Raw genomic sequence first — 25,133 nt, forward strand, 5'->3', positions numbered from 1 at the left:
GGGCGAAGCGGCCCGGAGCGTAACAGGTGATAACAGCAGGGAGTAAGTCAGGGTCATGGGAGAACACCCGGTAGCTGAACAGCGACCGCATGCGCTCTATCCGCACCCCGAAGACAGGCCGCTTTCGGGCCTGCCAGCACCGGGTCATGCACTGCACCCGAGGCTTTATGTCTGTGAATTCTGGGCAACGGCTTTGCTGCTAATTGGCGGTATCTGCAGCAATGTTGCCATCGGCTCACCACTCAGTCCCGTCGCTAAGGCGCTGGCGCACTGGCCCAATCTTCTGACAGCACTTGAAGGTCTCGTTTTCGGTCTGAGCGCGACAATGGCGGCCCTGTCGCCTTTCGGTCGTGTCAGCGGTGCACATATGAGCCCGTCGATCAGTCTGGCCTTTTGTCTCGGCAAGCGGCTGGCAGTGACGGATATGCTCTTCTACATGTTTGCGTAGCTTGCTGGTGCTGTTCTTGGCACCGGGCTTGTCGCTGCCAGCGGTCTGATCTGGCCTCGATGGGGGCAGTGGTGTGATGCTGGCCACTTCGCATCGACCATACCGTGGCCATTGGCGCCGTCCTGGTGGGCTTTTATCGGCGAGATCTGCACAACGGCTATTCTGGTGGCCGTGGTGTTGACCTGTGGCGCCCGTCAGGCGCTGCGTCCCTTTGCCGCCTGGATGACCGGGCCAGTATTTTTTGTGCTGAACCCCTTTGAGGCCTGGCTTTCAGGAGACAGCACGAATCTTGCCCGTAGCCTAGGACCAGCCCTGTTCAGTGGTGCCTGGCAGGATTTCTGGGTGTATCTATGCGGCCCTTTTGCCGGGGCCGCCGTCATGCTGCTTCTGATTAGGGCCGAAGCATTTGGGCGCGTTCATCTTCACGAAGCCCGGCTGGCCTATTTCGGCCATGATGGCCGAGCCCCCTATTTCTGGCCGCATCTGTTGCGACGTTGGTTCGGCTGACGGGGAGCTCGCCTGACCGACCGGCGTGGGACGGCCCGCAGGAGGGCGGGCCGTCAGGCCAAAGATTGTGCTGTCAGGAAGACGGCTGTGCGCTGCGTATGATCATGGCCTGGGTGGTCGGCAACTCGATGACATGCTCCGGCTTGTCGGCCAGGAATTCCGCAAAGGCCTGCGAAACGCCATCGATGATCGAATAATCATGGGTCAGGATGATGCCACCCGGAATCATGCGCGGGTAGAAATAGGCGAGACCGGCCAGTGTTGCCTCATAGAGATCGACGTCGAGATGCACGAAGCTGTAGCGCTCATCGCCCAGATCAGCCGCTGAATCCGGAAAGAAACCGGGGTGGAAGGCCACATTCTCATAGCCTGCCAGCTTGCGTTTGACGCTCTCAAGCGTGCCGCAGAACTCGCCCTTGATGAAAACCTTGCCTTCTTTCCCCTTGGGGTCGGGCAGGCCTTCGAACGTGTCGAAGAGATGCAGCGTGCGATGCGCCTTGACCATGCAGAGAAGCTCTGCCGACGCGCCGCGATAAACGCCGAATTCGGCGAGATCGCCCTCATAGACAGACTGGGCCTGAGCCAGTTCATGAAGCACGAAGGCCTCGTCACTGCTCAGAAGGGAATCCGTGCCCGCACGGGCCTTGCTGAGGCGTCGCAAGGTGACCGGGTGCTTGTGCCCGCTCAGCAGGCGCATCTGCATGGCGCTATGCACACCGAAGGTGAGGAAACGCACGAAACGGTTCCGGCTCACGAAACGGCGCATGGCCTCATTACGCATCCACATGGTCTTGTCCTTTTCGGCTTCTTTTTATTCGACCGTGATTGGCCGTTCGAGGAGCAGTTTCCTTGCCTGGGCGAGATCTATGGCGCCATCCAGAAAGGCGGAAACGGTCTCGACGATCGGCATGGAGATCCCCAGCTTTGTGGCCGTGGCGGCGAGAGCCGGGGCGGTGGCTACCCCTTCAGCGACAGTGCTGCGTGTTTTTAGGATGTCGGCGAGGGTGGCCCCCTGACCGAGTTCGAGTCCGAGACTGTAGTTGCGCGAGCCCGCTCCGGTGCAGGTCAGAATAAGATCGCCCAGACCGCTCAGCCCGGCAATCGTGGCAGCGCGTCCCCCCATGGCGGATGCCAGGCGCCCGATTTCGACGATGGCACGGGTAATCAGGGCGGCGCGGGCATTCTCGCCCAGTCCTGCCCCGATAGCGATGCCTGCCCCGATGGCCACTACATTTTTGGCGGCGCCTGCAATCTGCACGCCGATCGGATCATCGCTCGCATAGAGCCTGAAATGAGGGGAAGAGAGCATCGAGACATAGCGATGGGCGTCGTCCAGAGACTCAGCCGCGATCGTCGCGGCCGCGGGTGCTCCCCTGGCAACCTCGATTGCAAAATTCGGCCCGGAGAGAACAGCGCAGGGCCGCCCGGGCTGTGTTTCGGCAAGGATATCCAGCGGCAGGGCGCCAGTGCCAAGCTCAAGCCCCTTGCAGCAGGCAATGAGCGGCGCGTTTCCGGGAAGTTTTGGTGCAATCTCTCTCAGGGTCTGCATGGGCACGACGATGAGCATGAGATCGGCATGTTCGGGTAGTGTCGTGACCAGCTCGACCGTATCGGGCAGTGTCACAGCTGGAAGGCGGGGCAGGGCGCGGCACCCTGCGGGAACGGGAGAGCGAGACCAGAGCGACACACGGGCTCCGGTTCGTGATGCGGCACAGGCAAGGGCGATGCCCCAGGCCCCGGCCCCGATAACGGCAATATGGGGGACGTTGGCTGACATCATTCTTCCACGATCCGTCTGATTTCAACGCTGCCTTCTCCATCGGGCGCAAGGACCGGCAGAAGCGCGTCGAGCAAGGTCTGGGCCTGTTCTTCAAAGCGATAGGGAGGAGAAGCCACCAGCAGCCCGCAGCCATTCAGGCGTGTCGGATCGGTGGGGGTGCGCAGCAGCAGGCTGCAATCGAGCAGATCACGCAGGCCTGCATCGCGTAGTGAGTCATGGAATTGCCGTACCGGCGCGCGATGCTTGATGGGATACCACGCTGCGACAATGCCCATTGGGAAGAGCTTGCGGCTCGTCTGTATTGCGTCAGCCAGCCTTGCGAATTCATCGCCCTGTTCAAAAGGCGGGTCTATCAGGATCAGGCCGCGTTTGAGGTCACGCGGCGGCAGAAAGGCCTTGAGCGCGCCATAGCCATCACGCTCATGCACGGCAACCTGGCTCTGCTGTCGAAAATTGCGCCTGAGAGTCGACGCATCTTCCGGATGCAATTCGCAGCAGATCAGTCGATCCTGCGGACGCAGCAGCGACGCAATGAGGCTTGGTGAGCCCGGATAGCGGGCAGGCGCGCCCAGTGCCTCGATGCTGGTCAGGTAATCGATCAGTTCCTCCGGCCCCTCCGGGATCGTCTCGAACCGGCCAATACCATCGCGCCATTCGCCGGTCTTCTGGGCCTCGATTGAATCGAGATCATAAACGCCGCAGCCGGAATGTGTATCGAGCACGCAGAAGCCAGCTGGCTTGCGCAGAAGGTGGCGCAGGATGATGAGCATCAGTCCGTGCTTCATCATGTCGGCAAAATTGCCCGCGTGATAGGCGTGGCGGTAATTCAAGGCGCGATTTGCCTCCCTGCAATATCTATGTCGCTTGTCGGAAGGGGGCCGAGAAGAGCGAGAAGGGCTTGTTGTTCCGGACGAGGGGCGATGGCGATCTGGCTGAAGGGGGCTGCGTCAAGCGTTCTGCCGATGGCGGGAGAAAGCGCCAGAGCGCGAACCGAACCTAGCAGCCTACGCTCGGCGCCGAAAGCATCGAGAAAGGCGCGTGCCGTGGCCGCTGAATAAAACAGGATCGCCGCTACGCATTCCTGCTCGATCAGGCTGCGTGCTGCCGGGGTGAGGGCGCCGGTCGTCTCGGTGCGATAAACGACACGGCGTGTGACATGCCAGCCATTCATCCTGAGCTCGATCGCAAGCTCTCCGCCAAGTTTCTCACCTGTGGCAAGCAGCACCCTGTTGCGTATGCCAGCCTTGCCGAGATGGCCAACCAGAGAGTGTGCCGTGCCCTCGGCGTAATCGACATTGGTGAAACCCAGCATTCTGGCGCGCTCAGCCGTACGTGCCCCGACCGCTGTGAGGGGTGTTGTAAAGGGGAGGGCTGCCTGCAACGCCTGAAGACTCTGGCCACTCGTTATGACCACCCGGTCGACCGTTCCTGACGGCTTCATGGGCAGGGGGTGAACCCTGAGCATTGGAGCCAGGCAGGGCTCCCACCCCAGACGCTCCAGCGCCAGGCCAGTATCGCTCAGCCCCGGCTCAGGGCGGGTGACCAGAACCGTGCGTCGTAAGAGGTCAGCCATGATCCTGGAAGATATCGTCAGGAGAATCGGCGCGCAGGGACAGGCCCAGCTCGCGCCCCAGACGCAGAGCTTCGGTTGGCTCGCCGCAGATCTCGCGCTGGAGATGGAACGAACCATCCTCGCGCGCCACAAGTCCGGTCAGAACCAGCTCACGATCGCCGAAATGCCCCCTGCCGCCCGGCTGGGCTTTGGTGCGCAGGCGCGCATAGCCACCGATCGGGGTGCGGCACGAGCCGTCGAGCACCTCCAGCAGGGCACGCTCTGCCGTGGCAACAGCGCGGGCTTCGGGGTCTTCGATGGCAGAAAGCAGATCGAGCAGCTCGCGATCTTCCTCACGCACGGTCACGCCGACAATGCCCTGACCAGCAGCGGGGATCATGAGGGCGGGATCGAGAATCAGATCGGCACGATCTTCCATGCCTAGACGGCGCAGCCCGGCCAGAGCGAGCAATGTTGCATCGCAGGCACCGCCTGCCAGCTTGTCGAGACGGGTCTGCACGTTGCCTCGCAGAAGGCCAAAGCGCAGGTCGGGACGGCGATGCAGCAGCTGGGCCTGACGTCTGACTGACGCGCAGCCGATATGGGCGCCGAAAGGCAGGGCATCGAGCGGAGAATGGCCCTCGGCAACGAGTGCCTTGGCCTTCTCACGCAGGGCAGGGCTCAGAATCAGCACGTCGCGTGCATCTTCACGCTTGAGCGTGCAGGCGAGCGTCAGACCAGCGGGAAGGGTGGTTTCGAGGTCCTTGAGGCTGTGGACGGCAAAGTCGATCTGCCGGGCAAGAAGCGCCTCGTGGATCTCCTTGGCGAACAGCCCCTTGCCGCCGATCTCGGCGAGGAGACGGGACTGCACCTGATCGCCTGTCGTATTGATCGGGTGTTCCTGAAACGCGCCCATGTCGCGCAGAAGTGGGCAGAAGCGGGTCAGGCGGGTCAGGAAGGCGCGCGTCTGGACCAGGGCGAGCGGCGACCCGCGCGTGCCGACACGCAAGGGCAGGGAGTGACGTGAGGTGGGGGGATGAGGCGAGGCCTGACGGCGCATGGCTTCGGCAGCGACCTGTTGTAATTGCAGGCTCTGAGACATGAGCGCTTCGGGCATCGTCATCTGTTTCATGGCTGATCTTGCTACTCCACCGCGTGACCCGTGAAAAGAGACGGCTCGCATCATGCGTTGCATCGGGTTATCAGGGGCGATGGCGATTTTTTCCTTAACCTCCCCCATTCTCGCGATTGAAACGACCTGCGATGAGACCGCATGCGCCATTCTCAGCCCTGAGGGGGCCATTCTGGCCGAGACGGTTCATACCCAGTCCGGCCATGCGGCTCTGGGGGGGGTTGTGCCCGAAATCGCTGCGCGTGCCCATCTGGCGCTGCTCCCCGATATCGTGGCGGAAACACTGGAAAAATCAGGTCTGGCACTCGCTGAGATCGGGGCTTTTGCCGCCTGCACCGGACCGGGGCTGATCGGTGGTCTGATTGTTGGCAGCAACTACGCTAAAGGGCTTGCCGTCGCTCTGGGCCGGCCGTTCCTGGCGGTCAATCATATAGAGGCCCATGCGCTTACCGCTCGTCTGCCGGGTCTGTTCGCGCATGATATTAAATTTCCGTATCTTTTGCTGCTTGTCTCCGGTGGCCATTGTCAGTGCATCGCCGTGAGAGGCATCGGAAATTACGAAAAACTCGGTGGCACGATCGACGATGCCGCCGGTGAGGCTTTCGACAAGGTTGCCAAGATGCTTGGCCTCGGCTGGCCCGGTGGTCCGGCTCTGGAAAAACTGGCGCGCGAGGGACGGTCTGATGCGGTTGCCTTGCCGCGACCGCTGATGGGGCGCGAGGGGTGTGATTTCTCATTCTCGGGCCTCAAGACGGCGGTCGCCAGACAGATCGCCCCCTACGGAATGGAGGCACTGCCACGCCCGGTTGCTGCCGATATCGCTGCAAGTTTCCAGCGCTGCGTGTGCGATGTCATGGCGGACAGGGCGCGTCACGCGCTTGCCTTGCTCCCGGAGGCGCAGAGCCTTGTTGTTGCTGGCGGTGTCGCAGCCAATGGGGCCATTCGCACGGCTCTCGAAGCCTTGGCTGGCGAAGCGGGTATTCCTTTTATGGCACCGCCTCTCCGGTTCTGCACGGACAATGCCGTCATGGTTGGCTGGGCCGCTCTTGAGACGATCCGGGCGTGTCAGGATGCCGGTCAGGCGCTTGCTGACGGCATTCCAACGGCGCCAAGGCCTCGTTGGCCGCTGACCGAAATGGTCCCGCCCGGGAACGCCATGTAAAGCGCATCTCTTGTCGGGTGTTCCCTTAGCGGAAAACCTGCTTATCTGCGGTCAAAAGCAAGGAAAAAAGGAAGCTGCCGTGACAAAAGAAGATGACGCCTGGTTCAATGCCGATGAAATGGCGAATGAAATGGAAGAACAGGCGGGTATTGCGGAGCCAGCGCAAACGGTAAGCAGCTTTCTGTTTGCGATTATCCTGCCCTGTCTGGTTGTAGGCGTTCTTTTGATTGTCACGCTTTGGTGGCTGATCGACAGGTTTAACCTGCTCGGCTGAATTCGGTCGGGCGTCTCTCTCGAAAAATGGTCCTCCCAGCCCTCTTGCACAGACGTGCGAAAAGGGGCAAAGAGGCGGCTCTTGCCGCAGAGAGTTCGCTCCTGCGATGCGGGAGAGGTGGCCGAGTGGTTGAAGGCAGCGGTCTTGAAAACCGCCGTGCGTGCAAGCGTACCGTGGGTTCGAATCCCACCCTCTCCGCCATGAGCTGGGATAGAGCGTTCTGACGCTACGTTCGCAGTGTTCCTTCTTCCCGTAGGATCGTTCAACGGCACGACAGATTTTGACGAGGGTAGCCCGGTCAGTACGTTTTGCCGTTCGGCTCTTTGCCGGTACCGCGTAATTTTCTCCCAAGGGCCCTTGATACGCTGAGATGTATCCAGAGAGTCATCGGCCGATTTTCAGATTGGCGTAGTTGGCATTCTGCCCGCCAAATGCGTGTTCTCGCGAATGGGACGGTTCAGTCAGAGTGACTGCCTTTCATGACCCGGCGAGCGTCACGGTGGAACCTGTCAGGCGGTCTTGCCGCCTGACAGAAAGTATCCTCAGGCGTTGCCTGCGGTCTCGGGGAACTGCTGGGCGCGCTTGGCCTGCCAGAGTGCAACGAAATCGATCGGCTGCAGCACGATCGGCGGGAAGCCGCCATCGCGCGTGACATCGCTGATGATGCTGCGCACATACGGGAAGATGAGGCGCGGTACTTCAACGAGCAGGATCGGCTCAACCAGTTCTGCCGGGGCATCGGTCAGGGTGACGATGGCGGCATAGGTCAGTTCAGCAATGAACACGGTACGGCTAGGCTGGCCACCTTCGTTCTCGGGCGATTCCGTTGCTTCGGCGCGGATGGCGAGAGCCACCTCGAAAACCGGCTGGGCTTCTTCAAGGCGGTTGGCCTGCACGTCGATATTGACGGAGATCTGCGGTGCCGAGCGAAGGGTTGCGAAAATTGCGGCGCCTGCCGGAACCTCGAAAGAGAGATCCTTGGTGTATTGCAGGTTGACCGACAGGGGCAGGGCAGGCGGGTTACCCTGCTCGGTTGCCGGGTTCTGGGCGGTATCGGACATGGAGCCTCGCAATCAGAGTCATATTACACACAGCCGAAATCGGCTGCATTTCGTGCCCTCAAGCCGGTAGCATGATCCCTTTCACACGCCAACTCTTCGTCAGTTTCTGCGCGATTGTGACCACGATCCGGCTCTGGCGCCCTGTGGGGGTGTTGTGCGGTCGGTGAAGCCGCTCTACCAAGGGGGCATGCCCTTCGAGATCAAGAATAGCAAGAAGCTGAAATCGTGATGTCATTCCTAGAGAACATTCCGTACGACATCGTCATCTTTGCGTTGTTGAGCCTCGTCCTGGTCTGGCGCCTGCGCGCCGTACTTGGCCGGCGGGTCGATGTCGGTGGGCAGGAAGCTGCCGGGCCCATGCCCATGCCGCAAGGGCAGGGAAGAGTTGACGTGCCTCAGCCTGTGGTCGAGGAACCGAGCGCGCGCTTCGACATTCCCCAGCCTTCCACGCGCGTGGGGCAGATTCTGGGCGAGATTGCCGTGTCCCAGCCTGGCTTCAGGTCGGAAGTTTTTCTGGAAAACACGCAAAAAGCCTTTCGCGCTGTCGTGGCGGCTTTTGCAGAGGGCGATCGCGCAACTTTGCGCACCTATCTGACGCCGGATGCTTTTGCCGGGTTTGACGCGGCGATCGTGGCTCGCGAAGCGGCGCAGCAGAAGCAGCGCACCGAAATTGTGGGGATCAACAGCCTCGCAATCGTCGACGCGTTTTTCAGTCGTATCAATGGACATGAAAAAGCCCGGATTGATGTGCAGATCGTCTCGCGTCAGATCAGTATCCTGAACGATGTCGATGGTCAGCCTTTGATCGGGACCGAATCTGTCACGGAGTTTTCGGATCTGTGGCAGTTCGAAAGCGAAAGCGGCCCCGGTCTGCCGCCCTCGACCTGGCATCTGGCTGCGGCACGCGCGGCCTGACATCGTGACGTCAGGAAGCCGGAACGCCTCCTGACATTGCTTCAGAAAAGCTGCGTCTTGCGGGACGCATGACAAACTCGGTTTGCCATGAACATAGTTTCTCGTCTCTCCCTTGGGCTCAGCCTTGCCCTTCTCTCCTCCTGTGCCCAGCCGCAATCGGAAGCCCCACTCCAGCTCACGCCGCTTACCTATGCCATGCTTGATGGCTGGTCGGCCGAGAGCCCGGAGACCCTGTTGCCACAGCTGCGCACGGAATGTCAGCGCCTCATGCGCCTGCCGCCCGAAACCCATCTGGGGGGTGCTGCGGGCACAATTCCTAATGGCAGTATTGCCGGTGAGTGGCAGGGAGCCTGCACAGCGCTTCAGAGCGTTGAAAACACGCGCGACGCAGCGCGCAGCTATTTCGAGCAATGGTTTGCGCCTTATCTTGTTTCGAATGACGCGTTGTTCACCGGTTATTATGAGCCGCAAATCTATGCATCGTCTGTCAGGACAGAGGCGTTTCAGACCCCACTCTATGAGCAACCTAACGATCTGATCCACACCAGGGATACGGCTGGTGACTGGGTGACAGGGCGGTGGGAAGGCGGCAAATTCGTCCCCTATTACACCCGGGCTGAAATCGATCATGGAGCGCTGTCCGGGCGTGGGCTCGAAATCGCCTGGCTGCGTTCGCCTGAAGATCTGTTCTTTCTGCAGATCCAGGGCTCAGGCCGCCTCGTCATGACAGATGGCTCGGTGCGTCGTGTCGGCTTTGCCGCCAAGAACGGCGCGCCCTATGTGCCGATCGGGCGCGTTCTGGTCAGAAATGGCGAGATGGCGGCCGAGGACGTCTCGCTGCAAAGCCTCAAGAACTGGCTTGCTGCTCATCCTGACAGGGCGCAGGACGTCATGGAGCAGAACCCGAACTACGTGTTTTTCAAACGTGTCGATACGATTCCGCTGGACCGTGGGGCGCCAGGCGCCATGGGCGTGCCGCTCACGCCCGGGCGTTCTGTTGCTATTGACCGCAGCCTGCTGCCGATGGGGGCACCGATCTGGGTTGATACCCATTTGCCTGAGGCAAATGGCGGCGAAGGGCACTGGATGCATCTCACCTTTGGTCAGGATGTCGGTAGCGACATCAAGGGCGCTGATCATGCCGATCTGTTCACGGGCTGGGGCGAAGACGCTGAACGCCTGGCAGGCAAGATGCGCAGCCATGGTCGCATGATCGTTCTGTTGCCACACCCGCCAGCCTGATGACGCAGGAAAAAGTCAGGGCAAGGCGAGAAGCGATAGGTCGTCATGCCCTGATCAGGGGTGACGCCATGAATGTTATGCGCCGCATGGAGAGCGCATCGGTCGATATCGTCGTCACCTCGCCGCCCTATAATATCGGGGTTGCCTACCGCACCTATAAAGACAGTCTGGCCGAGCAGGATTATATCGGCTGGATGCAGACGGTTTGTGCCCAGATCGCGCGTCTGCTGAAGCCCGGGGGCTCGTTCTTCCTCAATGTTGCCGGGTCATCCTCGCAGCCCTGGTTGCCCTTCGAACTGATCACCCGGCTGCGTGACCTGTTTGTCCTGCAGAACCATATTGTGTGGATTAAATCGGTGTCGATTGAAGAGAAGACTTACGGCCATTTCAAACCGGTCAATTCGACGCGTTTCATCAATCATAATCACGAGCATATCTTTCATCTGACCCATAAGGGGGATGTCAGATTGCAGCGTCTGGCTGCGGGTGTTCCCTTTACCGACAAGACCAATATCTCGCGCCGCCGTCATGCCGTGGACCGTCGCTGTCGCGGCAACACGTGGTTCATCCCCTATGAAACCGTGCGGCACAAGCGCGAGAAATTCCTGCATCCCGGTACTTTTCCTGTGGCTCTGCCCACAGCGTGCATGACCCTTCACGGCTATGATGAGAATACGGTGCTTCTGGACCCGTTCATGGGAACGGGTACGAGCCTCGTCGCCGCGCAGGAACTCGGCGTGCGAGGGGTGGGGATCGATATCGATACCCGTTATGTCGCTGTCGCACGACGCCGTCTCCGCCGTAGTCTGGACGAGGAGCTGGATCTCGACGGTGATCTGAATGGGTCTCCCTACGAGTAGCCGATATCTGTCACACGAGCTGCGACATAACCGCGCTATGTTTGTATCGGTAAAACCGTTCAATCTGATCGGAAACATCACTTAGACATGCTGTGTCGTAAACGTCATGGTGCGCGCATTTATGTTTGCGATCAGGAGAAGAGCGGTTGCTTGAAGCTGCCAGGAAGAAACGTCTCGTTAGAAACGGTATTGCGGGACTGGTTGTGGCAGCTGCGCTCGCCTATGGCGGGACAATCGCTTTTCTGACCCGGTTTGATCATCAGGGCGCGCCACGACTGCCAACAAACAGCGCGACATGGCATGATCCCAAGGCACTTGCTGCGTTCAATGCGCTTGGAGAGGCACGCTGTGATTACTGTCACACGCGCACGGCTGATCTCCCCTTCTATTTCAAGCTGCCTTTTGCCAATCAGATCATGAAGCGTGATCTGGTTGCGGGCCAGCGTCATTTCCGTATCGACCCGATCATCGCTGCGTTCCAGACGGGCAAGCCGCCCTCGGTTGAGCAGCTCTCCCGTATCGAAGAGGTCATTCAGCAGAACAGGATGCCGCCCGCTGCCTATCTGCTGATGCATCCTCACGCCTACATGACCGAGAAATCGCGCAGCGACGTGCTGGCATGGATTACCGATCAGCGCCGCCGCTATTACGCGACGCCCGGTGTGGCGCCGCAATTTGCAGGTGAGGTCATTCAGCCAATCCCGGAAAATGTCCCGGTAGACTGGACGAAGGCCGAACTGGGCCGTCAGCTCTTTTTCGACCGTCGTCTCTCTGGCGACGGCAAGATGAATTGCGCAAGCTGCCACGGGCTCGACAAGGGGGGCGTTGATAACCTCGTCACGGCGACCGGTATCAGCGGCCAGAAGGGACCGATCAATGTGCCTACAGTCTATAACGCCGTGTTCAGTATCGCCCAGTTCTGGAATGGCCGTGCAGCCGATCTGGCTGCCCAGGCGGCGGGGCCAGTGACGAACCCGGTGGAGATGGGTGCCCATGACTGGGAGGGGGTGGCAGCGATTATCGATGCAGTGCCGGAATACCGCACGGCTTTTGCAAGTCTGTATGGGGCAGGTGCTGTCAATCAGAAGACTGTCACGAACGCGATTGCCGAATATGAAAAGACCCTGATCACGCCAGACAGTCCTTTCGATCTCTACCTGAAGGGTGACAACAGCGCGATTACAGCGCAGGAAAAGCGTGGTTATGAACGGTTCAAGGCCATCGGCTGCTCCGGTTGCCACAGCGGTGTTGCCGTTGGTGGTGATGCGTATGAGGTCATGGGCCTTGAGGGACCGTATTTCAGCGAGCGCAAGGCTGGTCTGACTGATGTCGATTCCGGGCGCGAGAGCTTTACTCACGCCATTGAGGATCACCAGAGATTCAAGGTGCCAAATCTGCGCAATATCGCCTTGACCGCACCGTATTTTCACGATGGAAGCGTCGCAACTCTTGATGAGGCAGTGCGTCTAATGGCGCGATACCAGACGCCCTATCCTGACCTTCCCAAGCGCGATGTTGATGATATTGTGGCGTTTCTCAAGACACTGACCGGCAAATATCAGGGTGTACCGCTCCAGCAGGTCGTCGCAGAGCCGCCCCTCAAGGCACCTGAGGCGCAATAAGAGCGATGGATCGGGTTCTGATGCGCTTGAGTAAGGAGAAACCGTGGTCCGACGCGATCTGAGCGCCGAGGAGGAGAGCCTCTGGAAGGCTTTCACCCGATCGATTCTGCCGATGCGGGGGCATCAGCTTTCGTCCGCGCGCAAGCGGCGAGGCACGGTGCAGAAGGTTGCGACTGGCCTGTCTGCTGCTCCGGTCCAGAGTGGGACGGTGGACGAAGCAACAACGCAGAAAATCCTGCGGGTGAGGGAGGTTCTGAGGCCCGCAGCCACACTTTCAAGGCCCGCCCGCGTTCAGGACCGGCTCGAAATCAATGGGCGACAGCCTGGCCTCGATACGACGTCATGGAATGCCCTCGCCAGCGGCAAGATGAAGCCGCAGAAGCGTCTGGATCTTCACGGGCATTTTGCACAGGATGCTTTCCATAAATTCCACCACTTTCTGCATGCAAGCAGCGCCCAGGGCATAAGGTGCGTCGAGGTAATCACCGGGCTGGGCAGCGGGCAGGAAGGGGGGGTAATTCGCCAAGAACTCCCTCACTGGCTCGAGCGTGGCGATTTGCGTCCGCTGGTTCTGGCCGTTGTCCATACGCATAAGCGGAACAAGGGCGCCGTGCGTATCCTGCTCCGGGCGCGTAACCGGGTCTGAACCCTGCGCTCCATACTCAGGTAGGACGCGTTTCCTGACCCTGGCGCCATCTCGGCTGGTTGTTGTTGATCCAGCGACGCAGCGCCAGCAGCGCCGTCAGTTCAGGCTCAAGCTGATTGAGAAGGGGTGCTGCATCAGCACCCGCTGTTATTGTGAGATGCTGGCTGTCATTCCAGCTTTTGAGCGCAGGATCATTGACCGCTTCCTGCGCCGCATGACGCCAGCGTGCCACTGCCAGAGGCGGGGTCAACATGGGCAGGGCAAGCACGAGGGCCGATGCGGCGGCATTGGCGACAGCGAGCCAGGATTGATACAGAGCGCCACTCGGCGCATGGCCGCGCGCCATTAGATAGGTTGCCTCGAAATCGGGCACACCAGGGATGACGGGGCCGGAGTAGAATATCGGCTTGATACCCTGAGGTGCCGAGGCGATATCGGCTGACAGGTCGTCGCCCGGGCCCGGTGTCAGCTGGACAGCATCGACATCGCCATTCTTGAGCGCGTCGAGGGCCGCCTTCTTGGTTGCATAACCGGAAACCGGCAGGGGATGCAGCCCGAGAAGCGATAGTCCCAGCAGGCTTGCAAGTTCGACCCCCGTCGGGTGAGAAACCGCGAGCCGCACTGGCCGATCATGAAAAAGCCCGCTCAGGCGCGAACGGATCGTGCGGTGTAGTTCGGCGCGGGCAATGGTGACCACCGGACGGCGTGCCATGATAAGGGCTGCCCAGCGGGAAAAATCGAAATGAACACGCCCATCCCCGGCGAGCGATGCGATCAAGGCAGCGCCAGGAGCCAGAATGGTTGTGCCGCCATCGGCTTCGGGACTGACTGTGTCGAACAGATTGGCTGCGGTAACGCCATCGCGCCCGAGGTCGTAATGGGTGGCAATCGGAGAGGGCGCGGCGAGGCCTTTCGCCAGCGCCGTTGCCAGAATGGGTGCTACCTGACCCGGCAGGGAATCCGGACCGCCACCGATGATCAGTTTGGGGGCATCGATGGCAGAAGACGCGGCCTCGGCGCGCTCATCGTCTTCCCAGGCACGGGCAGGGCAGATGGCGGCCAGATTGGAGGCGGCAAGGGCGGAAAGCAGTGTACGACGTGTCAGGGATCGACCGGCCGTGAAAGGCATTAGCTTCGTACGCACTTCTTTCCCTTTACCGCCAGATCGTCCGGCCTGGGCGTTAAGCCAGACGATTGCGGCTAAATAGTGACCCCTCGATCAGGGCCATTTCACCTCTGGGGGCATGCTCATCAGAATGGCTTCGGTATTGCCGCCAGTCTTGAGCCCGAACACCGTACCACGGTCGTGGATAAGATTGAACTCGACATATCGCCCTCTGCGAATGAGCTGCGCATCGCGCTCGGCTTCGGTCCAGGGCTGCATCATGCGGGCACGCACGGCGCGGGGATAGGCCTCGTAGAAGGCAAGTCCGACATCCTTGGTGAAGGCAAAGTCGTTCTGAACGTCGCCGCTGTCGAAATGGTCGTAGAAAATGCCGCCCAGTCCGCGCGGTTCACTTCGGTGATGCAGGTAGAAATACTCGTCGCACCAGGCCTTGAACCGCTCATAATAAGCGGGGTCATGACGCATGCAGGCATCGCGAAACGTCTTGTGGAAATCCGCTGCATCCGCCTTGGCTTCCTCGCTATCGGGGAAGATCGGCGTGATGTCGCCGCCACCGCCAAACCAGCCATTGCTCGTGATGATCATGCGCGTATTGAAATGCGCAGCGCTCACATGCGGGTTGCATGGATGGGCGACCAGCGAGATGCCGGTAGCGAAAAAGCGCGGATCGACATCGGCACCGGGCATGCTCTTGCGGAATTCCGGCGAGAACTCACCCCAGACCGTCGAGACATTGACGCCGACCTTCTCGAACACACGTCCGCGCATGACCGACATGACACCGCTGCCATGCAGATTGCTGTTCGTGTCTTCGCTTCTGTCCCAGGCTGTGCGTTCGAAGCGACCGGCTTCGGTCTTGTCGCGCAGTACGGGGGAGTTCTTCGCGACTGCCTCGTCTTCGATCGCCTCATAGGAGGCGCAGATCCTGTCGCGCAGGGTCTCGAACCAGTGCCGTGCTGTCTCTTTGAAAGAGTCATGAGGCACATGATCACGAATGAGGGTGCCGAATGTCTTCGGATCCAAGGTCTCGCTCATCGCAAGCTCCACATTCTGTTCCAGCCGGTCTTCCGCCAGCCTGAGTGCTGGAGCCTATAGCAAAACTGGCCGATTGAAACCATGACAGCGCGCATGAAAACACTGACAGGTTGCGAAGCGTGTCAATCTGGTGTTCCTGAGCATTCTGTTGGCGACAATGCGAAAAGGCAGCTTTGCATGACTGAAGACGTGACAATCGAGCCTGTAATCGGCCTTATCGGCGGTTCGGGGCTCTATGATATCGACGGGCTGGAAGAAAAGGAATGGCGTCGGGTCGAGACCCCCTGGGGCGAGCCTTCCGATGAGCTGCTTTTCGGCCGCCTGAATGGCGTGCGCTGCGTGTTCCTGCCGCGTCATGGCCGTGGGCATCCCATCCCACCGTCAGAGCTGAATTTCCGTGCCAATATCGACGCGTTGAAGCGCTCCGGTGTGACCGATATCGTCTCTCTTTCCGCAGTGGGTTCGCTGCGTGAAGACCTGCCGCCGGGCCAGTTCGTGCTGGTCGACCAGTTCATCGATCGCTCTTTCGCTCGCGAAAAAAGCTTTTTCGGTCGTGGCTGCGTGGCTCATGTAGGCATGGCTGACCCGGTCTCTGCCCGTATGGGTGACGTGATTGCCAAGCAGGCCGCAAAGATCGGCGTCGAGATGGTACGTGGCGGGACCTATCTGGTGATGGAAGGGCCGCAATTCTCCACCCGCGCCGAAAGCGAATTGTACCGCCAGTGGGGCTGTTCGGTAATCGGCATGACCAACATGCCGGAGGCCAAGCTCGCTCGTGAAGCCGAAATGTGCTATGCGAGCATCGCCATGGTGACCGATTACGATTGCTGGCACGACGACCATGACTCGGTGACGGTGGACGCCGTGGTTGCCGTCATGACGCAGAATGCTGCCAAGGCGCGTGCGCTGGTCAAGGCCATCATACCGGAGCTCGGGCGCAAGCGCGGTCTCTGCCCCTCAGGCGCCGAGCGCGCCCTCGATCACGCTATCATAACGGCGCCGGGATCGCGTGATCGTCAGCTTCTCGACAAGCTCGATGCCGTCGCCGGGCGCGTGCTGCGCTGAGAAGCTGCGGCGGGTGGGATAAAGGCATCCGAGCCTTTATCCCCGCTCCTGATCTGTCAGGACGACTCGTTTTCCTTTTCGGGGAAGTGCTCGCGGTAGCCCTGATCGGTCTGTCGTTCAGGAAATTCTCCCAGATTCTTCTGGATTTCGGCATTTTCCACCTGAACATCGGCAAATTCAGGCTCTGGCAGATCTTTGACCGGAATTTCACCGGCATGAGGATTCTCCTCCATACCGATGATTTCAGATGCGTTCTCGAGATAGGCGTCGGCACCGCAGCCGGGCTTGCCATCGGCTTCCCATAGTTCCTGCGCCTTGGCCTTTATACGGGCGTCGCGCTCGGGGCTGTCGACCAGCGGATTTACGGGTGTTTTATCTGCAGACATTGTAGCGCTTTCGGTTGTCAGAGATGGGTTGCAAAAAACGCCATGCTGCGCTCATGGGCGAGGTCGCGGGCGTTCTTGTTGAAACTCGGGCGGTCGTCACAGCCGAAACCATGTCCGGCATCGTCATAGACAAAGATCTCGACCTCGGGCCGGTTCTCGCGAATGGTGTTGATATCGGTATGCGGGATATGGTCATCCTCGCCACCGAAATGGAGCTGAACCGGGCAATGGGGCTTCTCATGGCTCAGGGCGGCAATACCGCCCCCATACCAGGCGGCGGCGGCGGCAAATTCACGCGTGCGCGTGGCAGCTTCCCATGTCACCAGTCCACCCCAGCAGAAGCCGAGAATGCCGACTTTCTGATGGCCGTGGCGGTTGAGGGCATGGGCACTGGCCGTGATATCGGCCAGGAGTCCGTCAGGGTTGATCCGGGCGCGCAGGTCGAGGCCTGTCTGCATGCCCTCGCCATCATAAGGCAGAACCGCATCGCGTCTGGCGCGATCGAACAAGGCTGGCGCAATGACATGATAGCCGTGCCTGTCAGCCAGTTCGTCGCAGACAGCACGGATATGGTCTGTCAGGCCGAAAATTTCCTGCAACACGACCAGTGCGCGACTGGCAGTCGGCTCTCCTGCCTCGTAGGCTGCGAAATGATGGGTGTCCGAAGCCGTAAGGGATATCAGGCGTCCCATGGACCGACCCTCCTTCTTTCTTGTTCGTTCAAAGGCAGGATCAACGATCACCATGACTGAAATCGTCAATCTGCGTCGAGTGCGCAAACGTCTGGCGCGCGAGAAGGATGCTCGCAAGGCCGAGGAAAACCGGGCCCTGTTCGGTCGCACCCGGGGGGAGCGCCTGAAGTCTGAAGCCGAAAGTAGCCGTCTGACACGCGAACTTGATGGTGCGAAGCTCGACAGTCGGGACAGCGCGAGTGACGCTTCGATGAAAAACAGCATTTGCACCGTCGACGACACTTGACGATAGGCGAGGGCTCTCCTACCTCTTTGGCACTCTCGTATCGGGAGTGCTAACGCGCTGCGGCTAAGCGGGCGCGCAAACCGGCGGCGTTGCTTTTGAGCAAGGACGCCGCCTTAGAGAAAAGTGGAGCGATCCATAATGACAAATTTTCGGCCTTTGCATGACCGTGTCGTCGTTCGTCGCCTTGAGGGCGAGCAGAAGACGGCCGGTGGCATCATCATTCCGGACACCGCCAAGGAAAAGCCGATGGAAGGCGAAGTCGTCTCCGTAGGTTCGGGCGCCCGTAATGAGCAGGGTCAGCTCGTGGCACTGGACGTCAAGGCTGGCGACCGTGTGCTGTTCGGCAAGTGGTCCGGCACCGAGGTGAAGATCAATGGCGAAGAGCTGCTGATCATGAAGGAAAGCGACATCATGGGTGTGATCGGCTGATTTTCCAGCCTCCCCGTTATCGCAAACTGAACCTCTACTGGAGATAAGATTATGGCTGCCAAAGACGTAAGATTCGGCGCTGACGCACGCCAGCGCATGCTGCGCGGCGTTGATATCCTTGCTGACGCTGTGAAGGTCACGCTCGGCCCGAAGGGTCGCAACGTTGTTCTGGACAAGAGCTTCGGCGCACCGCGCATCACCAAGGACGGCGTTTCCGTCGCCAAGGAAATCGAACTGGCCGACAAGTTCGAGAACATGGGCGCCCAGATGGTGCGCGAAGTGGCCTCGAAGACCAACGACATCGCTGGTGATGGCACGACCACCGCGACCGTTCTGGCCCAGGCCATCATTCGTGAGGGCGCCAAGGCTGTTGCCGCTGGCATGAACCCGATGGATCTGAAGCGCGGCATCGACAAGGCGGTTACGGCCGTCGTTGAAGAGCTGAAGGCAAACACCCGCAAGATCACGACCCCGGCCGAAACGGCTCAGGTCGGCACGATCTCGGCCAATGGCGAGCATGAAATCGGCGAGATGATCTCGCAGGCCATGCAGAAGGTTGGTTCCGAAGGCGTGATCACGGTTGAGGAAGCCAAGGGTCTGCACACCGAACTCGACGTTGTCGAGGGCATGCAGTTCGATCGCGGCTACATCTCGCCGTATTTCGTGACGAACGCCGAAAAGATGATGGCGGATCTGGATAACCCCTACATCCTGATCCATGAAAAGAAGCTGTCCTCGCTTCAGCCGATGCTGCCGCTGCTCGAGAGCGTTGTGCAGTCCGGTCGTCCGCTCATGATCATCGCAGAAGACGTCGATGGCGAGGCTCTTGCCACGCTGGTCGTCAACAAGCTGCGTGGTGGCCTCAAGATTGCTGCCGTCAAGGCTCCTGGCTTCGGCGACCGCCGCAAGGCCATGCTGGAAGACATCGCCATCCTGACGGGCGGCCAGGTCATCAGCGAAGACATCGGCATCAAGCTCGAGACGGTTACGCTCGACATGCTCGGTCGCGCCAAGAAGGTGCATATCGAGAAGGAAAACACCACGATCGTTGAAGGCGCCGGTAACACGGACGACATCAAGGGCCGTTGTGCACAGATCCGCGCGCAGATCGAGGAAACCACCTCGGACTACGACCGCGAGAAGCTGCAGGAACGTCTGGCCAAGCTGGCTGGTGGCGTTGCCGTCATCCGCGTCGGTGGCAGCACCGAAGTCGAGGTGAAGGAGCGCAAGGATCGCGTTGATGACGCGCTGCACGCAACCCGCGCCGCCGTTGAAGAAGGCATCGTTCCGGGTGGTGGCACGGCTCTTGCCCGTGCTTCCGTTGCCCTGAAGGATCTGGCTTTCCAGAACGACGACCAGCGCGTCGGTGCGGACATCATCCGCAAGGCCCTGCAGGCTCCGCTGCGCCAGATCGCGTTCAACGCTGGTGAAGATGGCGCTGTCATCGCTGGCAAGGTGCTCGAGATCAACGAGTACACGCACGGCTTCGACGCCCAGAACGGCGAATACAAGGATCTGGTAGCCGCTGGCATCATCGATCCGACCAAGGTCGTCCGCACGGCTCTTCAGGACGCAGCTTCGGTTGCCGGCCTGCTGATCACGACGGAAGCCATGGTTGCCGAGAAGCCCGAGAAGAAGGCTGCTCCGGCCGGTGGTCCGGGTGGCATGGGTGGCATGGGCGATATGGATTTCTGATCCAGCGCCTTTCCATCAAGGTTACAAAAGAGCCGCCCCGCCGAAAGGCAGGGCGGTTTTTTTATGTCTGGATGCCTGGCTTCTGTGAGGATCTGACGTGGTTCAGGAGTTCGCGCATTGCCACCTGCAAGACGGACGTCGGCGTTGCCGGGTGAGTATGTGATGCTGATGAATGGTGTGGAGGACGGGCGGCGTGGCGCCGCGTTTCTGTCGCGATGAGGGCGGGTGATCTACCTGGTCGCCCTGGAGGCAGGATGAAAACCCAAAGGGAAGAACAGCCCCTCCGAAAGAGTGGGGCTGCTCCCTCAAGAGAGGATTCCTCGAAGCTCCGCAGCCATTGGCCGTCGAAGTTTCTGGTGGGTTATTTCTGGGCTGACTCCATCGTGCCGATAAAGGGCAGCGGGGCGCCTGCGCTCAGATAGGTCGGCATTGTGCCAGTCCAGCGATCCAGCGCTTTTTGCTGGAGCAGGGAAGGGGTCAGCGATTGAGAGACCAAAGTATTGGCCTTGGCCTGAGCCTGGGACGTCACAAGCAGGGCCTGAGCCTGACCCTGGGCTGTGGCAACAGCTGCGTCTGCCTGCGCCTTGGCCTGGACAACCTGAGCCTGAGCTGAGATCTGCGTCTGCTGCAGGGTGTATTGTGCCTGCAATGCCTGCTGCTGGGCGACCTGTTTCGCTTCGATGGCCTGCGCATAGGCGTGGGAAAAAGCGAAATTGGCCGTGTTCACCGACTCAATGCTCAGATGATAGGGCAGCAGGGATTTGATGATCAGTTCCTTGATCTGGCCATCCACAAGGTCACGCTTCGTGATCAGCTCTTCAGCGTTGTAATTGGCCGTGATGGCTTTCACGTCGTTCGACACTGTGGGCTCAATGATACGATGGGCGAGCGTTTCGAGATTGCGGAAATCGCGGAAAAATCCCGGAGCGTCGGCAGAGGCGATGTGAAATGTGACCGAAACCGACGTGTGCACATCCTGCAGATCATGCGTTGCAGCCTGCTCATGAGAGGTAATCGTCTGAGGCTGGGTCGAAACAGAAACGACCTTTTGATAAACTGGCAGCACGATATGCAGACCGGGTTCCAGCGCGCTGGGCTGGACAGAACCGAAATTGGTCAGAATGCCGCAATAGCCTGAAGAAATCTGATAGAATGGGTTAAGTATCGCGATAATCGCGATTGCGCCTACGGCGAAGCCACCAAATTTCAGGACGGTCGGAGAAAAGCGTGCGGGCGGCGTTGGAAAATTTATCACGTTTTTTTGCCTCATCAGATCAGTGACCGATCAGTTCTTGGGCAGGACGATACGCTGTCGTATCCGTTAATATGGAGGCGAAGTCTCTATACTGTCAATAAGAATCGGAATAGACCAATTTCCCATTCTTATTGAAGCATGACTGTTCCGTTTCTTTTCTTTTTTCGGAGCTAGTCAAAAAACCTTCATGAAGAGCAACACTGTCTCTCGATTTCGACAAGGCGTTGCTTGCGTCAGAGGCTGCCACCGGCGCCGATGACGCGATGGCAGGGGATGAAATGGGCGATCTAGTTTTTCTCCATCGCCGAGCATTGTCCGGCCAGATTATCCTCTCCCAGTCCTTCGCAGATTGCGCTGAGTTTGAGCACGGAGACGCCGTCTTTTGCCTGCCTTGCATTCTTGATGCGATAGGGCAGGAAACCGGTATTACCCATCGCCTCTTCTTCTTTGGCCATGTACGTTTCGGCCTCTCCGGTCTTGCCTGCAGCGGACAGGGTGTTGCCCCATGCGACAGCAATCGGAAAGGTTACATCATCGCGTTCCGCAGCAGCGGCAAGCAGCTTTTCTGCCTGGTTTTTCTGGCCGGTCTGCACGGCAACCTGATAGGTCATAAGTGCATAATAGGCACTGCCAGAGGCGGGTTGCGCAATGTGAGCAAGTGTCTGATGAGCCTGCCCCCACTGCGATTGTCCGATCAGCGATGCGGCCCGCTCCAGTTGATCTGTCCCCTTGAGGAGAGCAGTCACGGGTGAACTGGTGACCCAGTGCTGTAGCGGCTTTCGGGCGAGAGCTACATGAGCACGAACGGGATAGGCCTGCCGCAGATAGGCGGCGAGCGCGAGTCGTCGCTCTCTGGCATGAGGATGCTGCTGCGCTACGGCTCTGAGGGCATCGACAATGGCTCCATCGAGGTTGTCGCCTGCTTTGGCCGTGAAGGTAACTGAGTCTGCGTTGAAACTCTTGCCAGTCTTTTGCTCGAGTTGTGCCTGACGCGCGACATCCTGATCTTCGGAACTGATCAATACATCCATGACATCGGTTGCAGCACTTACGGAGTATCCTGCCCGTCCCATCAGATCGACGGCGAGTGCATCGGCTTCCTCTTCCTGCCCGCGTGACCACGATGGAAACAGCGTCGTATCCAGAAAGGCCTTGGCACCCATCGACGACACGAGTGCTTTAGACACGGCGTCAGTTGCACCGATGCCTGCGGAGGCCCGCCCAATCACCGAACCCCACTTCATGGCACTGAAAGCGTAGTTTTTCCGTGCTTTGCTCTCACGCTGGGCTGCTGTGTGCCCCAGAAGGATGTGGGAGAGTTCGTGGGCAAGAACGAAGGCGAGCGCATCTTCCTTCTGAATTTCAGGTGTATCGTGGAAATAACGTATCAAACCGGTGTTGAGAAAGATTGCTCCCCCGACCGAAACGTCTGAGGTAAAGGCCGTGTCGGGTGTCAGCCATACGCGTGCATCCGGACGGGGACCCGACCAGGAGGCCAGAAGGCGGTCTACGATGGCCTGAGGGTAATCCGATACCTCGGGGGCCTCGATAACACCTGAGGCAAGGGTGTTGGCCGGTGTCAGAAGGCCTTGCACAGTGGTTGACTGAGCATAATCCTGCGAAGGGTGGATCTGGTCGATCAGCCGACCGTTGGTTGGGACGCCGCCTCCGTTTCCGCTGTCGCACGCAGCAAGTGCCAGGGTTGTCAGAAGGGCAGTCGAGAGCAAGGCAGGGCGTTTCATCATTCAGCTTCCGTGGCAATTTCGACCGAGGTTGTTGGTGCTGCCACCGATTTCATCAGCAGAGGCTGCGCCTATTTGCACGCATTGAGTGGGTGTCGGCGCGACTGCCCTGATATTGGCTTCGACAGAGTCTTCAGTGACGTAGACGAGTCCCTTATCGGTCTCGACAGCGAGCATGTCCGTTTCGGTGTCTTTGGCGACGATGCGATGTCCGGTCAGCGAAGCCGCCTCAATCTGTGTCTGGGGCAACCCATTGTGGTCGTAGGTCTGGATTGAGGGGGTGTGATAGGTCCCTGTAATGACTGGGGCGTCTGCAGCCGAGGCAACGCCGGACCAGCCCGCGCACAGGCCAAACAAGAGGGGAGAGAGAGCTGCACGTGTCAGCTTGCGGGCGAAATGCCTGTTTGACATGGATATCTCCTTTCATCAGGTCTGGTGAAGAATGCTCTCGCTGCGGATACCGGCTGCTTCAAACAAAGCCGGTTCGCTATGCATGGCGAGAGAGCGCGCGGCGTCCTGCCGAGTAGATCGAAACTGGCAGGTCGATCACCCGGTTCAGAAGTCGACAAAGAGGCTGGACAAACCGGTTTCGCTCCTCCTCTTCCTCGACGCCGGCTGCGAGCCAGAGCAGGAGCAGACCGATCCAGTCTGCATTGGGCCATCTGGGGCCTGCTTCGTTGAGTGCGAAACCGATGGCGGAAAGACTGGCGAGGAAGCACAACTGAGAGAGAAGGCCACGCTCCTTTTCTTCCTCTTCGGCGCGCGCCGCACGTGCCATGGGCAAGGCCCAGGCGCCGAGGAACAGGAATGTCACGAACAGCCAGATAACGAACTGATCGATCAACATGGCCCGGGTGGCGCTCTGAAAAGAAGGTATGGCAACGATAAGAAACGCGCCTAGCGCGCAGGCCACAGCCCGTTTGCGTATGCTGGTTCTGGCGTGATGCTTGTAATTATTCTGTGCGCCCAAGGCGGCAAGGACGTCGAACTGCTCTTTCTGCTGGGCTGGTTTCATGCGCATGACGAGCGCTACGCTGCAGACGAGCCAGATGAGCGCCTCAAGTAACTCGGCCTTGTCGAGACGTAGCCACCCTATCTGTCCCATTTCGGGCGGCTCATGGAAATAGCGCGCGCCATAGGTCACGAGATTGTCGAAAGCCATGGCATGAGTGACGACGCCCGGAACCCGCCCAAGCAGGGGTACTATGGAATCATCGTGCTGATCGCGGATGTCAGATCCGTAAAATACCGCGCGATCGGCAAGAAGCGTGGCAAGGGCAGGGCTGCCTGACGGTGTGCCTCGGCCGCTATGCCCAAGTTGCTCTGCGCCAATTACCAGAGGATAGAAAGCGAACTGCCTTTCGCTGCCTCGAGAATGCAGAAACAGATAGGTCAGGGCGAGGCGTGAGGCTGCGGTAAGGCGGGCGCAGGGGCCTTCGTTCCAGATGGCACAGCTGTTTTGCCAGTAACCGGATTGGTCGCTGACAATATCCTGCGCGGGATCGGAGCTCAGCCCCCATCTGATAACCATCGGGCGGGTAAACGCTTCTTCCTGAACGTCTCCACAACGCGTCGACCAGGCCTGATGACACAACGTATTGTAGAGCGCCCAGGCCGGATTTACTGCAACAGGAGCTTCTCCTGTTTCCCGGGTTTCCATCCCCTCTTCCATGAGAGGGTAGCTTCCAGAGGTTTCGAGTCCATTGCTATAGACCTGAAGCGGTCTGAGGATGGGCGGAAGGGCAGGCTGCTGGTCTCCTGCTTCCCCCCTTGCAAAGAGCAGAGGCACCTTCATCGAGTGAGCTCTGGCGATAAGAGGGGCGAAACTCTCAAGTGTCTCGCCTGGAAGTTCACGCATCATGCGAAAATCGACGAAAATCGCAGCGGGATGTGCGTCGAGTATCTGATTAAGGATGGCTATATGACGGGCGTATGAAAGAGGGAAAGCAGTCCCGAAACGTTTGAGGCTTGCGTCGTTCACCTCAACAACGGCGACGTGTCGGTGCGTGTCAGGGCTCTGGGCGCCATAAAATGGTGTGGTAAGAGCGTTGAATAAGCCAGCCGAGGTCTGCTTCGTTGCGCTTTCAAGACCAAGCGGGTCGAGCACCTTATAGATGATGAAGAAAACCACCATCGCGATAACGTAAACAAGGCGCATACGCATCAACGCGCCCCTCGTGGAAGCCGGTCCCCGTTTTCTCATTCCACCCGCTCAAGCTCG

26 protein-coding genes, 1 tRNA gene and 1 pseudogene are annotated in these 25,133 nt (G+C 59.5%); 13 read left to right on the forward strand and 15 right to left on the reverse strand.

Features of this window, described 5'->3' with window-relative positions; translation table 11 throughout:
• Positions 1-55 precede the first annotated feature (55 nt).
• Positions 56-955: pseudogene (locus AAID99_RS02495) on the forward strand (MIP/aquaporin family protein).
• 73 nt (positions 956-1,028) lie between these two features.
• On the opposite strand, the gene AAID99_RS02500 reads toward AAID99_RS02495, so the two are convergent.
• Genes AAID99_RS02500 through hemC form a run of 5 tightly spaced genes read right to left on the reverse strand, consistent with a single transcriptional unit; the run spans position 1,029 to position 5,410 of the window.
• Positions 1,029-1,742, reverse strand: a complete 714-nt coding sequence (locus AAID99_RS02500) for a TylF/MycF/NovP-related O-methyltransferase (protein ID WP_188425192.1) — start codon at positions 1,740-1,742, stop codon at positions 1,029-1,031.
• 24 nt (positions 1,743-1,766) lie between these two features.
• Positions 1,767-2,732, reverse strand: a complete 966-nt coding sequence (locus AAID99_RS02505) for an NAD(P)H-dependent glycerol-3-phosphate dehydrogenase (protein WP_498494247.1) — start codon at positions 2,730-2,732, stop codon at positions 1,767-1,769.
• Positions 2,732-3,565 carry a 23S rRNA (adenine(2030)-N(6))-methyltransferase RlmJ gene (locus AAID99_RS02510; protein WP_498493081.1) on the reverse strand — a complete coding sequence of 278 codons (834 nt, stop codon included), beginning with the start codon at positions 3,563-3,565 and terminating at the stop codon, positions 2,732-2,734. Before AAID99_RS02510 ends, AAID99_RS02505 begins: the two co-directional genes overlap by 1 nt.
• Positions 3,562-4,308 carry a uroporphyrinogen-III synthase gene (locus AAID99_RS02515; protein ID WP_498493082.1) on the reverse strand — a complete coding sequence of 249 codons (747 nt, stop codon included), beginning with the start codon at positions 4,306-4,308 and terminating at the stop codon, positions 3,562-3,564. The genes AAID99_RS02510 and AAID99_RS02515 overlap by 4 nt, the downstream gene beginning before the upstream one ends.
• Positions 4,301-5,410 (reverse strand): hydroxymethylbilane synthase, encoded by a 1,110-nt coding sequence (gene hemC / locus AAID99_RS02520; protein WP_188425408.1) that lies wholly within the window; start codon positions 5,408-5,410, stop codon positions 4,301-4,303. Before hemC ends, AAID99_RS02515 begins: the two co-directional genes overlap by 8 nt.
• Before the next feature lie 88 nt (positions 5,411-5,498).
• Here hemC and tsaD point away from each other — a divergent pair, with 88 nt between their 5' ends.
• The 3 genes from tsaD to AAID99_RS02535 all read left to right on the forward strand — a co-directional run bounded on the left by tsaD (position 5,499) and on the right by AAID99_RS02535 (position 7,056).
• Positions 5,499-6,581 carry a tRNA (adenosine(37)-N6)-threonylcarbamoyltransferase complex transferase subunit TsaD gene (gene tsaD, locus AAID99_RS02525; RefSeq protein ID WP_498493083.1) on the forward strand — a complete coding sequence of 361 codons (1,083 nt, stop codon included), beginning with the start codon at positions 5,499-5,501 and terminating at the stop codon, positions 6,579-6,581.
• Between the two features lie 10 nt (positions 6,582-6,591).
• Positions 6,592-6,855, forward strand: a complete 264-nt coding sequence (locus AAID99_RS02530) for a hypothetical protein (RefSeq protein ID WP_498493084.1) — start codon at positions 6,592-6,594, stop codon at positions 6,853-6,855.
• A gap of 111 nt (positions 6,856-6,966) precedes the next feature.
• Positions 6,967-7,056, forward strand: a tRNA-Ser gene (locus tag AAID99_RS02535).
• 341 nt (positions 7,057-7,397) lie between these two features.
• Here AAID99_RS02535 and secB read toward each other — a convergent pair.
• Positions 7,398-7,916 (reverse strand): protein-export chaperone SecB, encoded by a 519-nt coding sequence (secB, locus tag AAID99_RS02540; protein WP_498493085.1) that lies wholly within the window; start codon positions 7,914-7,916, stop codon positions 7,398-7,400.
• Positions 7,917-7,974: 58 nt separating this feature from the next.
• A complete protein-coding gene (locus AAID99_RS02545) occupies positions 7,975-8,151 on the reverse strand; it encodes a hypothetical protein (RefSeq protein WP_188425198.1) in 177 nt (58 codons plus the stop codon).
• Between AAID99_RS02545 and AAID99_RS02550 the strand changes: the two genes are divergently transcribed.
• From AAID99_RS02550 to AAID99_RS02570, 5 genes are all read left to right on the forward strand, one after another.
• Positions 8,145-8,831 carry a Tim44/TimA family putative adaptor protein gene (locus AAID99_RS02550; protein WP_498494249.1) on the forward strand — a complete coding sequence of 229 codons (687 nt, stop codon included), beginning with the start codon at positions 8,145-8,147 and terminating at the stop codon, positions 8,829-8,831. The two genes, AAID99_RS02545 and AAID99_RS02550, sit on opposite strands and share 7 nt — an antisense overlap.
• 87 nt (positions 8,832-8,918) lie before the next feature.
• A complete protein-coding gene (gene mltA / locus AAID99_RS02555; protein WP_498493086.1) occupies positions 8,919-10,073 on the forward strand; it encodes a murein transglycosylase A in 1,155 nt (384 codons plus the stop codon).
• A gap of 68 nt (positions 10,074-10,141) precedes the next feature.
• Positions 10,142-10,933, forward strand: coding sequence for a DNA-methyltransferase (locus AAID99_RS02560; RefSeq protein ID WP_498493087.1), 792 nt, complete (start codon positions 10,142-10,144; stop codon positions 10,931-10,933).
• A gap of 146 nt (positions 10,934-11,079) precedes the next feature.
• Positions 11,080-12,555, forward strand: coding sequence for a cytochrome-c peroxidase (locus AAID99_RS02565; protein WP_229719490.1), 1,476 nt, complete (start codon positions 11,080-11,082; stop codon positions 12,553-12,555).
• Positions 12,556-12,598: 43 nt separating this feature from the next.
• A complete protein-coding gene (locus AAID99_RS02570) occupies positions 12,599-13,201 on the forward strand; it encodes a Smr/MutS family protein (protein ID WP_229719491.1) in 603 nt (200 codons plus the stop codon).
• Positions 13,202-13,217: 16 nt separating this feature from the next.
• Here AAID99_RS02570 and AAID99_RS02575 read toward each other — a convergent pair whose 3' ends face one another.
• Positions 13,218-14,345 (reverse strand): hypothetical protein, encoded by a 1,128-nt coding sequence (locus AAID99_RS02575; RefSeq protein WP_188425202.1) that lies wholly within the window; start codon positions 14,343-14,345, stop codon positions 13,218-13,220.
• A 75-nt stretch (positions 14,346-14,420) separates the two neighbouring features.
• Entirely contained in the window at positions 14,421-15,362 is a 942-nt protein-coding gene (hemF, locus tag AAID99_RS02580; protein ID WP_188425203.1) for an oxygen-dependent coproporphyrinogen oxidase, read from the reverse strand.
• A gap of 177 nt (positions 15,363-15,539) precedes the next feature.
• On the opposite strand from hemF, the gene AAID99_RS02585 reads away from it, so the two are divergent.
• Entirely contained in the window at positions 15,540-16,427 is an 888-nt protein-coding gene (locus tag AAID99_RS02585; RefSeq protein WP_188425204.1) for an S-methyl-5'-thioadenosine phosphorylase, read from the forward strand.
• A 56-nt stretch (positions 16,428-16,483) separates the two neighbouring features.
• Here AAID99_RS02585 and AAID99_RS02590 read toward each other — a convergent pair whose 3' ends face one another.
• Both AAID99_RS02590 and AAID99_RS02595 read right to left on the reverse strand, forming a co-directional pair.
• Positions 16,484-16,813 (reverse strand): DUF2934 domain-containing protein, encoded by a 330-nt coding sequence (locus AAID99_RS02590; protein WP_188425205.1) that lies wholly within the window; start codon positions 16,811-16,813, stop codon positions 16,484-16,486.
• A 17-nt stretch (positions 16,814-16,830) separates the two neighbouring features.
• Positions 16,831-17,505 (reverse strand): dienelactone hydrolase family protein, encoded by a 675-nt coding sequence (locus AAID99_RS02595; protein WP_188425206.1) that lies wholly within the window; start codon positions 17,503-17,505, stop codon positions 16,831-16,833.
• A 52-nt stretch (positions 17,506-17,557) separates the two neighbouring features.
• On the opposite strand from AAID99_RS02595, the gene AAID99_RS02600 reads away from it, so the two are divergent.
• From AAID99_RS02600 to groL, 3 genes are all read left to right on the forward strand, one after another.
• Positions 17,558-17,791, forward strand: a complete 234-nt coding sequence (locus tag AAID99_RS02600) for a DUF4169 family protein (RefSeq protein ID WP_188425207.1) — start codon at positions 17,558-17,560, stop codon at positions 17,789-17,791.
• A 138-nt stretch (positions 17,792-17,929) separates the two neighbouring features.
• Complete coding sequence (groES, locus tag AAID99_RS02605; protein ID WP_127101220.1) at positions 17,930-18,220, forward strand: co-chaperone GroES; 291 nt, start codon at positions 17,930-17,932, stop codon at positions 18,218-18,220.
• A gap of 51 nt (positions 18,221-18,271) precedes the next feature.
• Positions 18,272-19,915, forward strand: a complete 1,644-nt coding sequence (gene groL / locus AAID99_RS02610; protein ID WP_188425208.1) for a chaperonin GroEL — start codon at positions 18,272-18,274, stop codon at positions 19,913-19,915.
• Between the two features lie 361 nt (positions 19,916-20,276).
• Here the strand turns inward: groL and AAID99_RS02615 are convergent, their stop codons facing one another.
• From AAID99_RS02615 to AAID99_RS02630, 4 genes are all read right to left on the reverse strand, one after another.
• On the reverse strand, positions 20,277-21,170 hold the full coding sequence (locus tag AAID99_RS02615) for a prohibitin family protein (RefSeq protein ID WP_188425209.1): 894 nt from the start codon (positions 21,168-21,170) through the stop codon (positions 20,277-20,279).
• 287 nt (positions 21,171-21,457) lie between these two features.
• Entirely contained in the window at positions 21,458-22,915 is a 1,458-nt protein-coding gene (locus AAID99_RS02620; RefSeq protein ID WP_498493088.1) for a M48 family metallopeptidase, read from the reverse strand.
• Complete coding sequence (locus AAID99_RS02625; protein ID WP_188425211.1) at positions 22,916-23,323, reverse strand: hypothetical protein; 408 nt, start codon at positions 23,321-23,323, stop codon at positions 22,916-22,918. It lies immediately after the preceding gene.
• Positions 23,324-23,399: 76 nt separating this feature from the next.
• Entirely contained in the window at positions 23,400-25,076 is a 1,677-nt protein-coding gene (locus AAID99_RS02630; RefSeq protein WP_498493089.1) for a CHASE2 domain-containing protein, read from the reverse strand.
• Between the last annotated feature and the right edge of the window lie 57 nt (positions 25,077-25,133).

Source organism: Asaia sp. Ae19-3 (assembly GCF_059801175.1).

Excerpts from the sequence above, each read along its gene's own strand:
- AAID99_RS02500 (WP_188425192.1), bottom strand. The coding sequence starts at position 1,742 with ATGTGGATGCGTAATGAGGCCATGCGCCGTTTCGTGAGCCGGAACCGT.
- AAID99_RS02505 (WP_498494247.1), bottom strand. The coding sequence starts at position 2,732 with ATGTCAGCCAACGTCCCCCATATTGCCGTTATCGGGGCCGGGGCCTGG.
- AAID99_RS02515 (WP_498493082.1), bottom strand. The coding sequence starts at position 4,308 with ATGGCTGACCTCTTACGACGCACGGTTCTGGTCACCCGCCCTGAGCCG.
- hemC (WP_188425408.1), bottom strand. The coding sequence starts at position 5,410 with ATGACGATGCCCGAAGCGCTCATGTCTCAGAGCCTGCAATTACAACAG.
- tsaD (WP_498493083.1), top strand. The coding sequence starts at position 5,499 with ATGGCGATTTTTTCCTTAACCTCCCCCATTCTCGCGATTGAAACGACC.
- secB (WP_498493085.1), bottom strand. The coding sequence starts at position 7,916 with ATGTCCGATACCGCCCAGAACCCGGCAACCGAGCAGGGTAACCCGCCT.
- AAID99_RS02550 (WP_498494249.1), top strand. The coding sequence starts at position 8,145 with ATGTCATTCCTAGAGAACATTCCGTACGACATCGTCATCTTTGCGTTG.
- AAID99_RS02545 (WP_188425198.1), bottom strand. The coding sequence starts at position 8,151 with ATGACATCACGATTTCAGCTTCTTGCTATTCTTGATCTCGAAGGGCAT.
- mltA (WP_498493086.1), top strand. The coding sequence starts at position 8,919 with ATGAACATAGTTTCTCGTCTCTCCCTTGGGCTCAGCCTTGCCCTTCTC.
- AAID99_RS02560 (WP_498493087.1), top strand. The coding sequence starts at position 10,142 with ATGAATGTTATGCGCCGCATGGAGAGCGCATCGGTCGATATCGTCGTC.
- hemF (WP_188425203.1), bottom strand. The coding sequence starts at position 15,362 with ATGAGCGAGACCTTGGATCCGAAGACATTCGGCACCCTCATTCGTGAT.
- AAID99_RS02585 (WP_188425204.1), top strand. The coding sequence starts at position 15,540 with ATGACTGAAGACGTGACAATCGAGCCTGTAATCGGCCTTATCGGCGGT.
- AAID99_RS02590 (WP_188425205.1), bottom strand. The coding sequence starts at position 16,813 with ATGTCTGCAGATAAAACACCCGTAAATCCGCTGGTCGACAGCCCCGAG.
- AAID99_RS02595 (WP_188425206.1), bottom strand. The coding sequence starts at position 17,505 with ATGGGACGCCTGATATCCCTTACGGCTTCGGACACCCATCATTTCGCA.
- AAID99_RS02600 (WP_188425207.1), top strand. The coding sequence starts at position 17,558 with ATGACTGAAATCGTCAATCTGCGTCGAGTGCGCAAACGTCTGGCGCGC.
- groES (WP_127101220.1), top strand. The coding sequence starts at position 17,930 with ATGACAAATTTTCGGCCTTTGCATGACCGTGTCGTCGTTCGTCGCCTT.
- groL (WP_188425208.1), top strand. The coding sequence starts at position 18,272 with ATGGCTGCCAAAGACGTAAGATTCGGCGCTGACGCACGCCAGCGCATG.
- AAID99_RS02620 (WP_498493088.1), bottom strand. The coding sequence starts at position 22,915 with ATGATGAAACGCCCTGCCTTGCTCTCGACTGCCCTTCTGACAACCCTG.
- AAID99_RS02625 (WP_188425211.1), bottom strand. The coding sequence starts at position 23,323 with ATGTCAAACAGGCATTTCGCCCGCAAGCTGACACGTGCAGCTCTCTCT.
- AAID99_RS02630 (WP_498493089.1), bottom strand. The coding sequence starts at position 25,076 with ATGCGTATGCGCCTTGTTTACGTTATCGCGATGGTGGTTTTCTTCATC.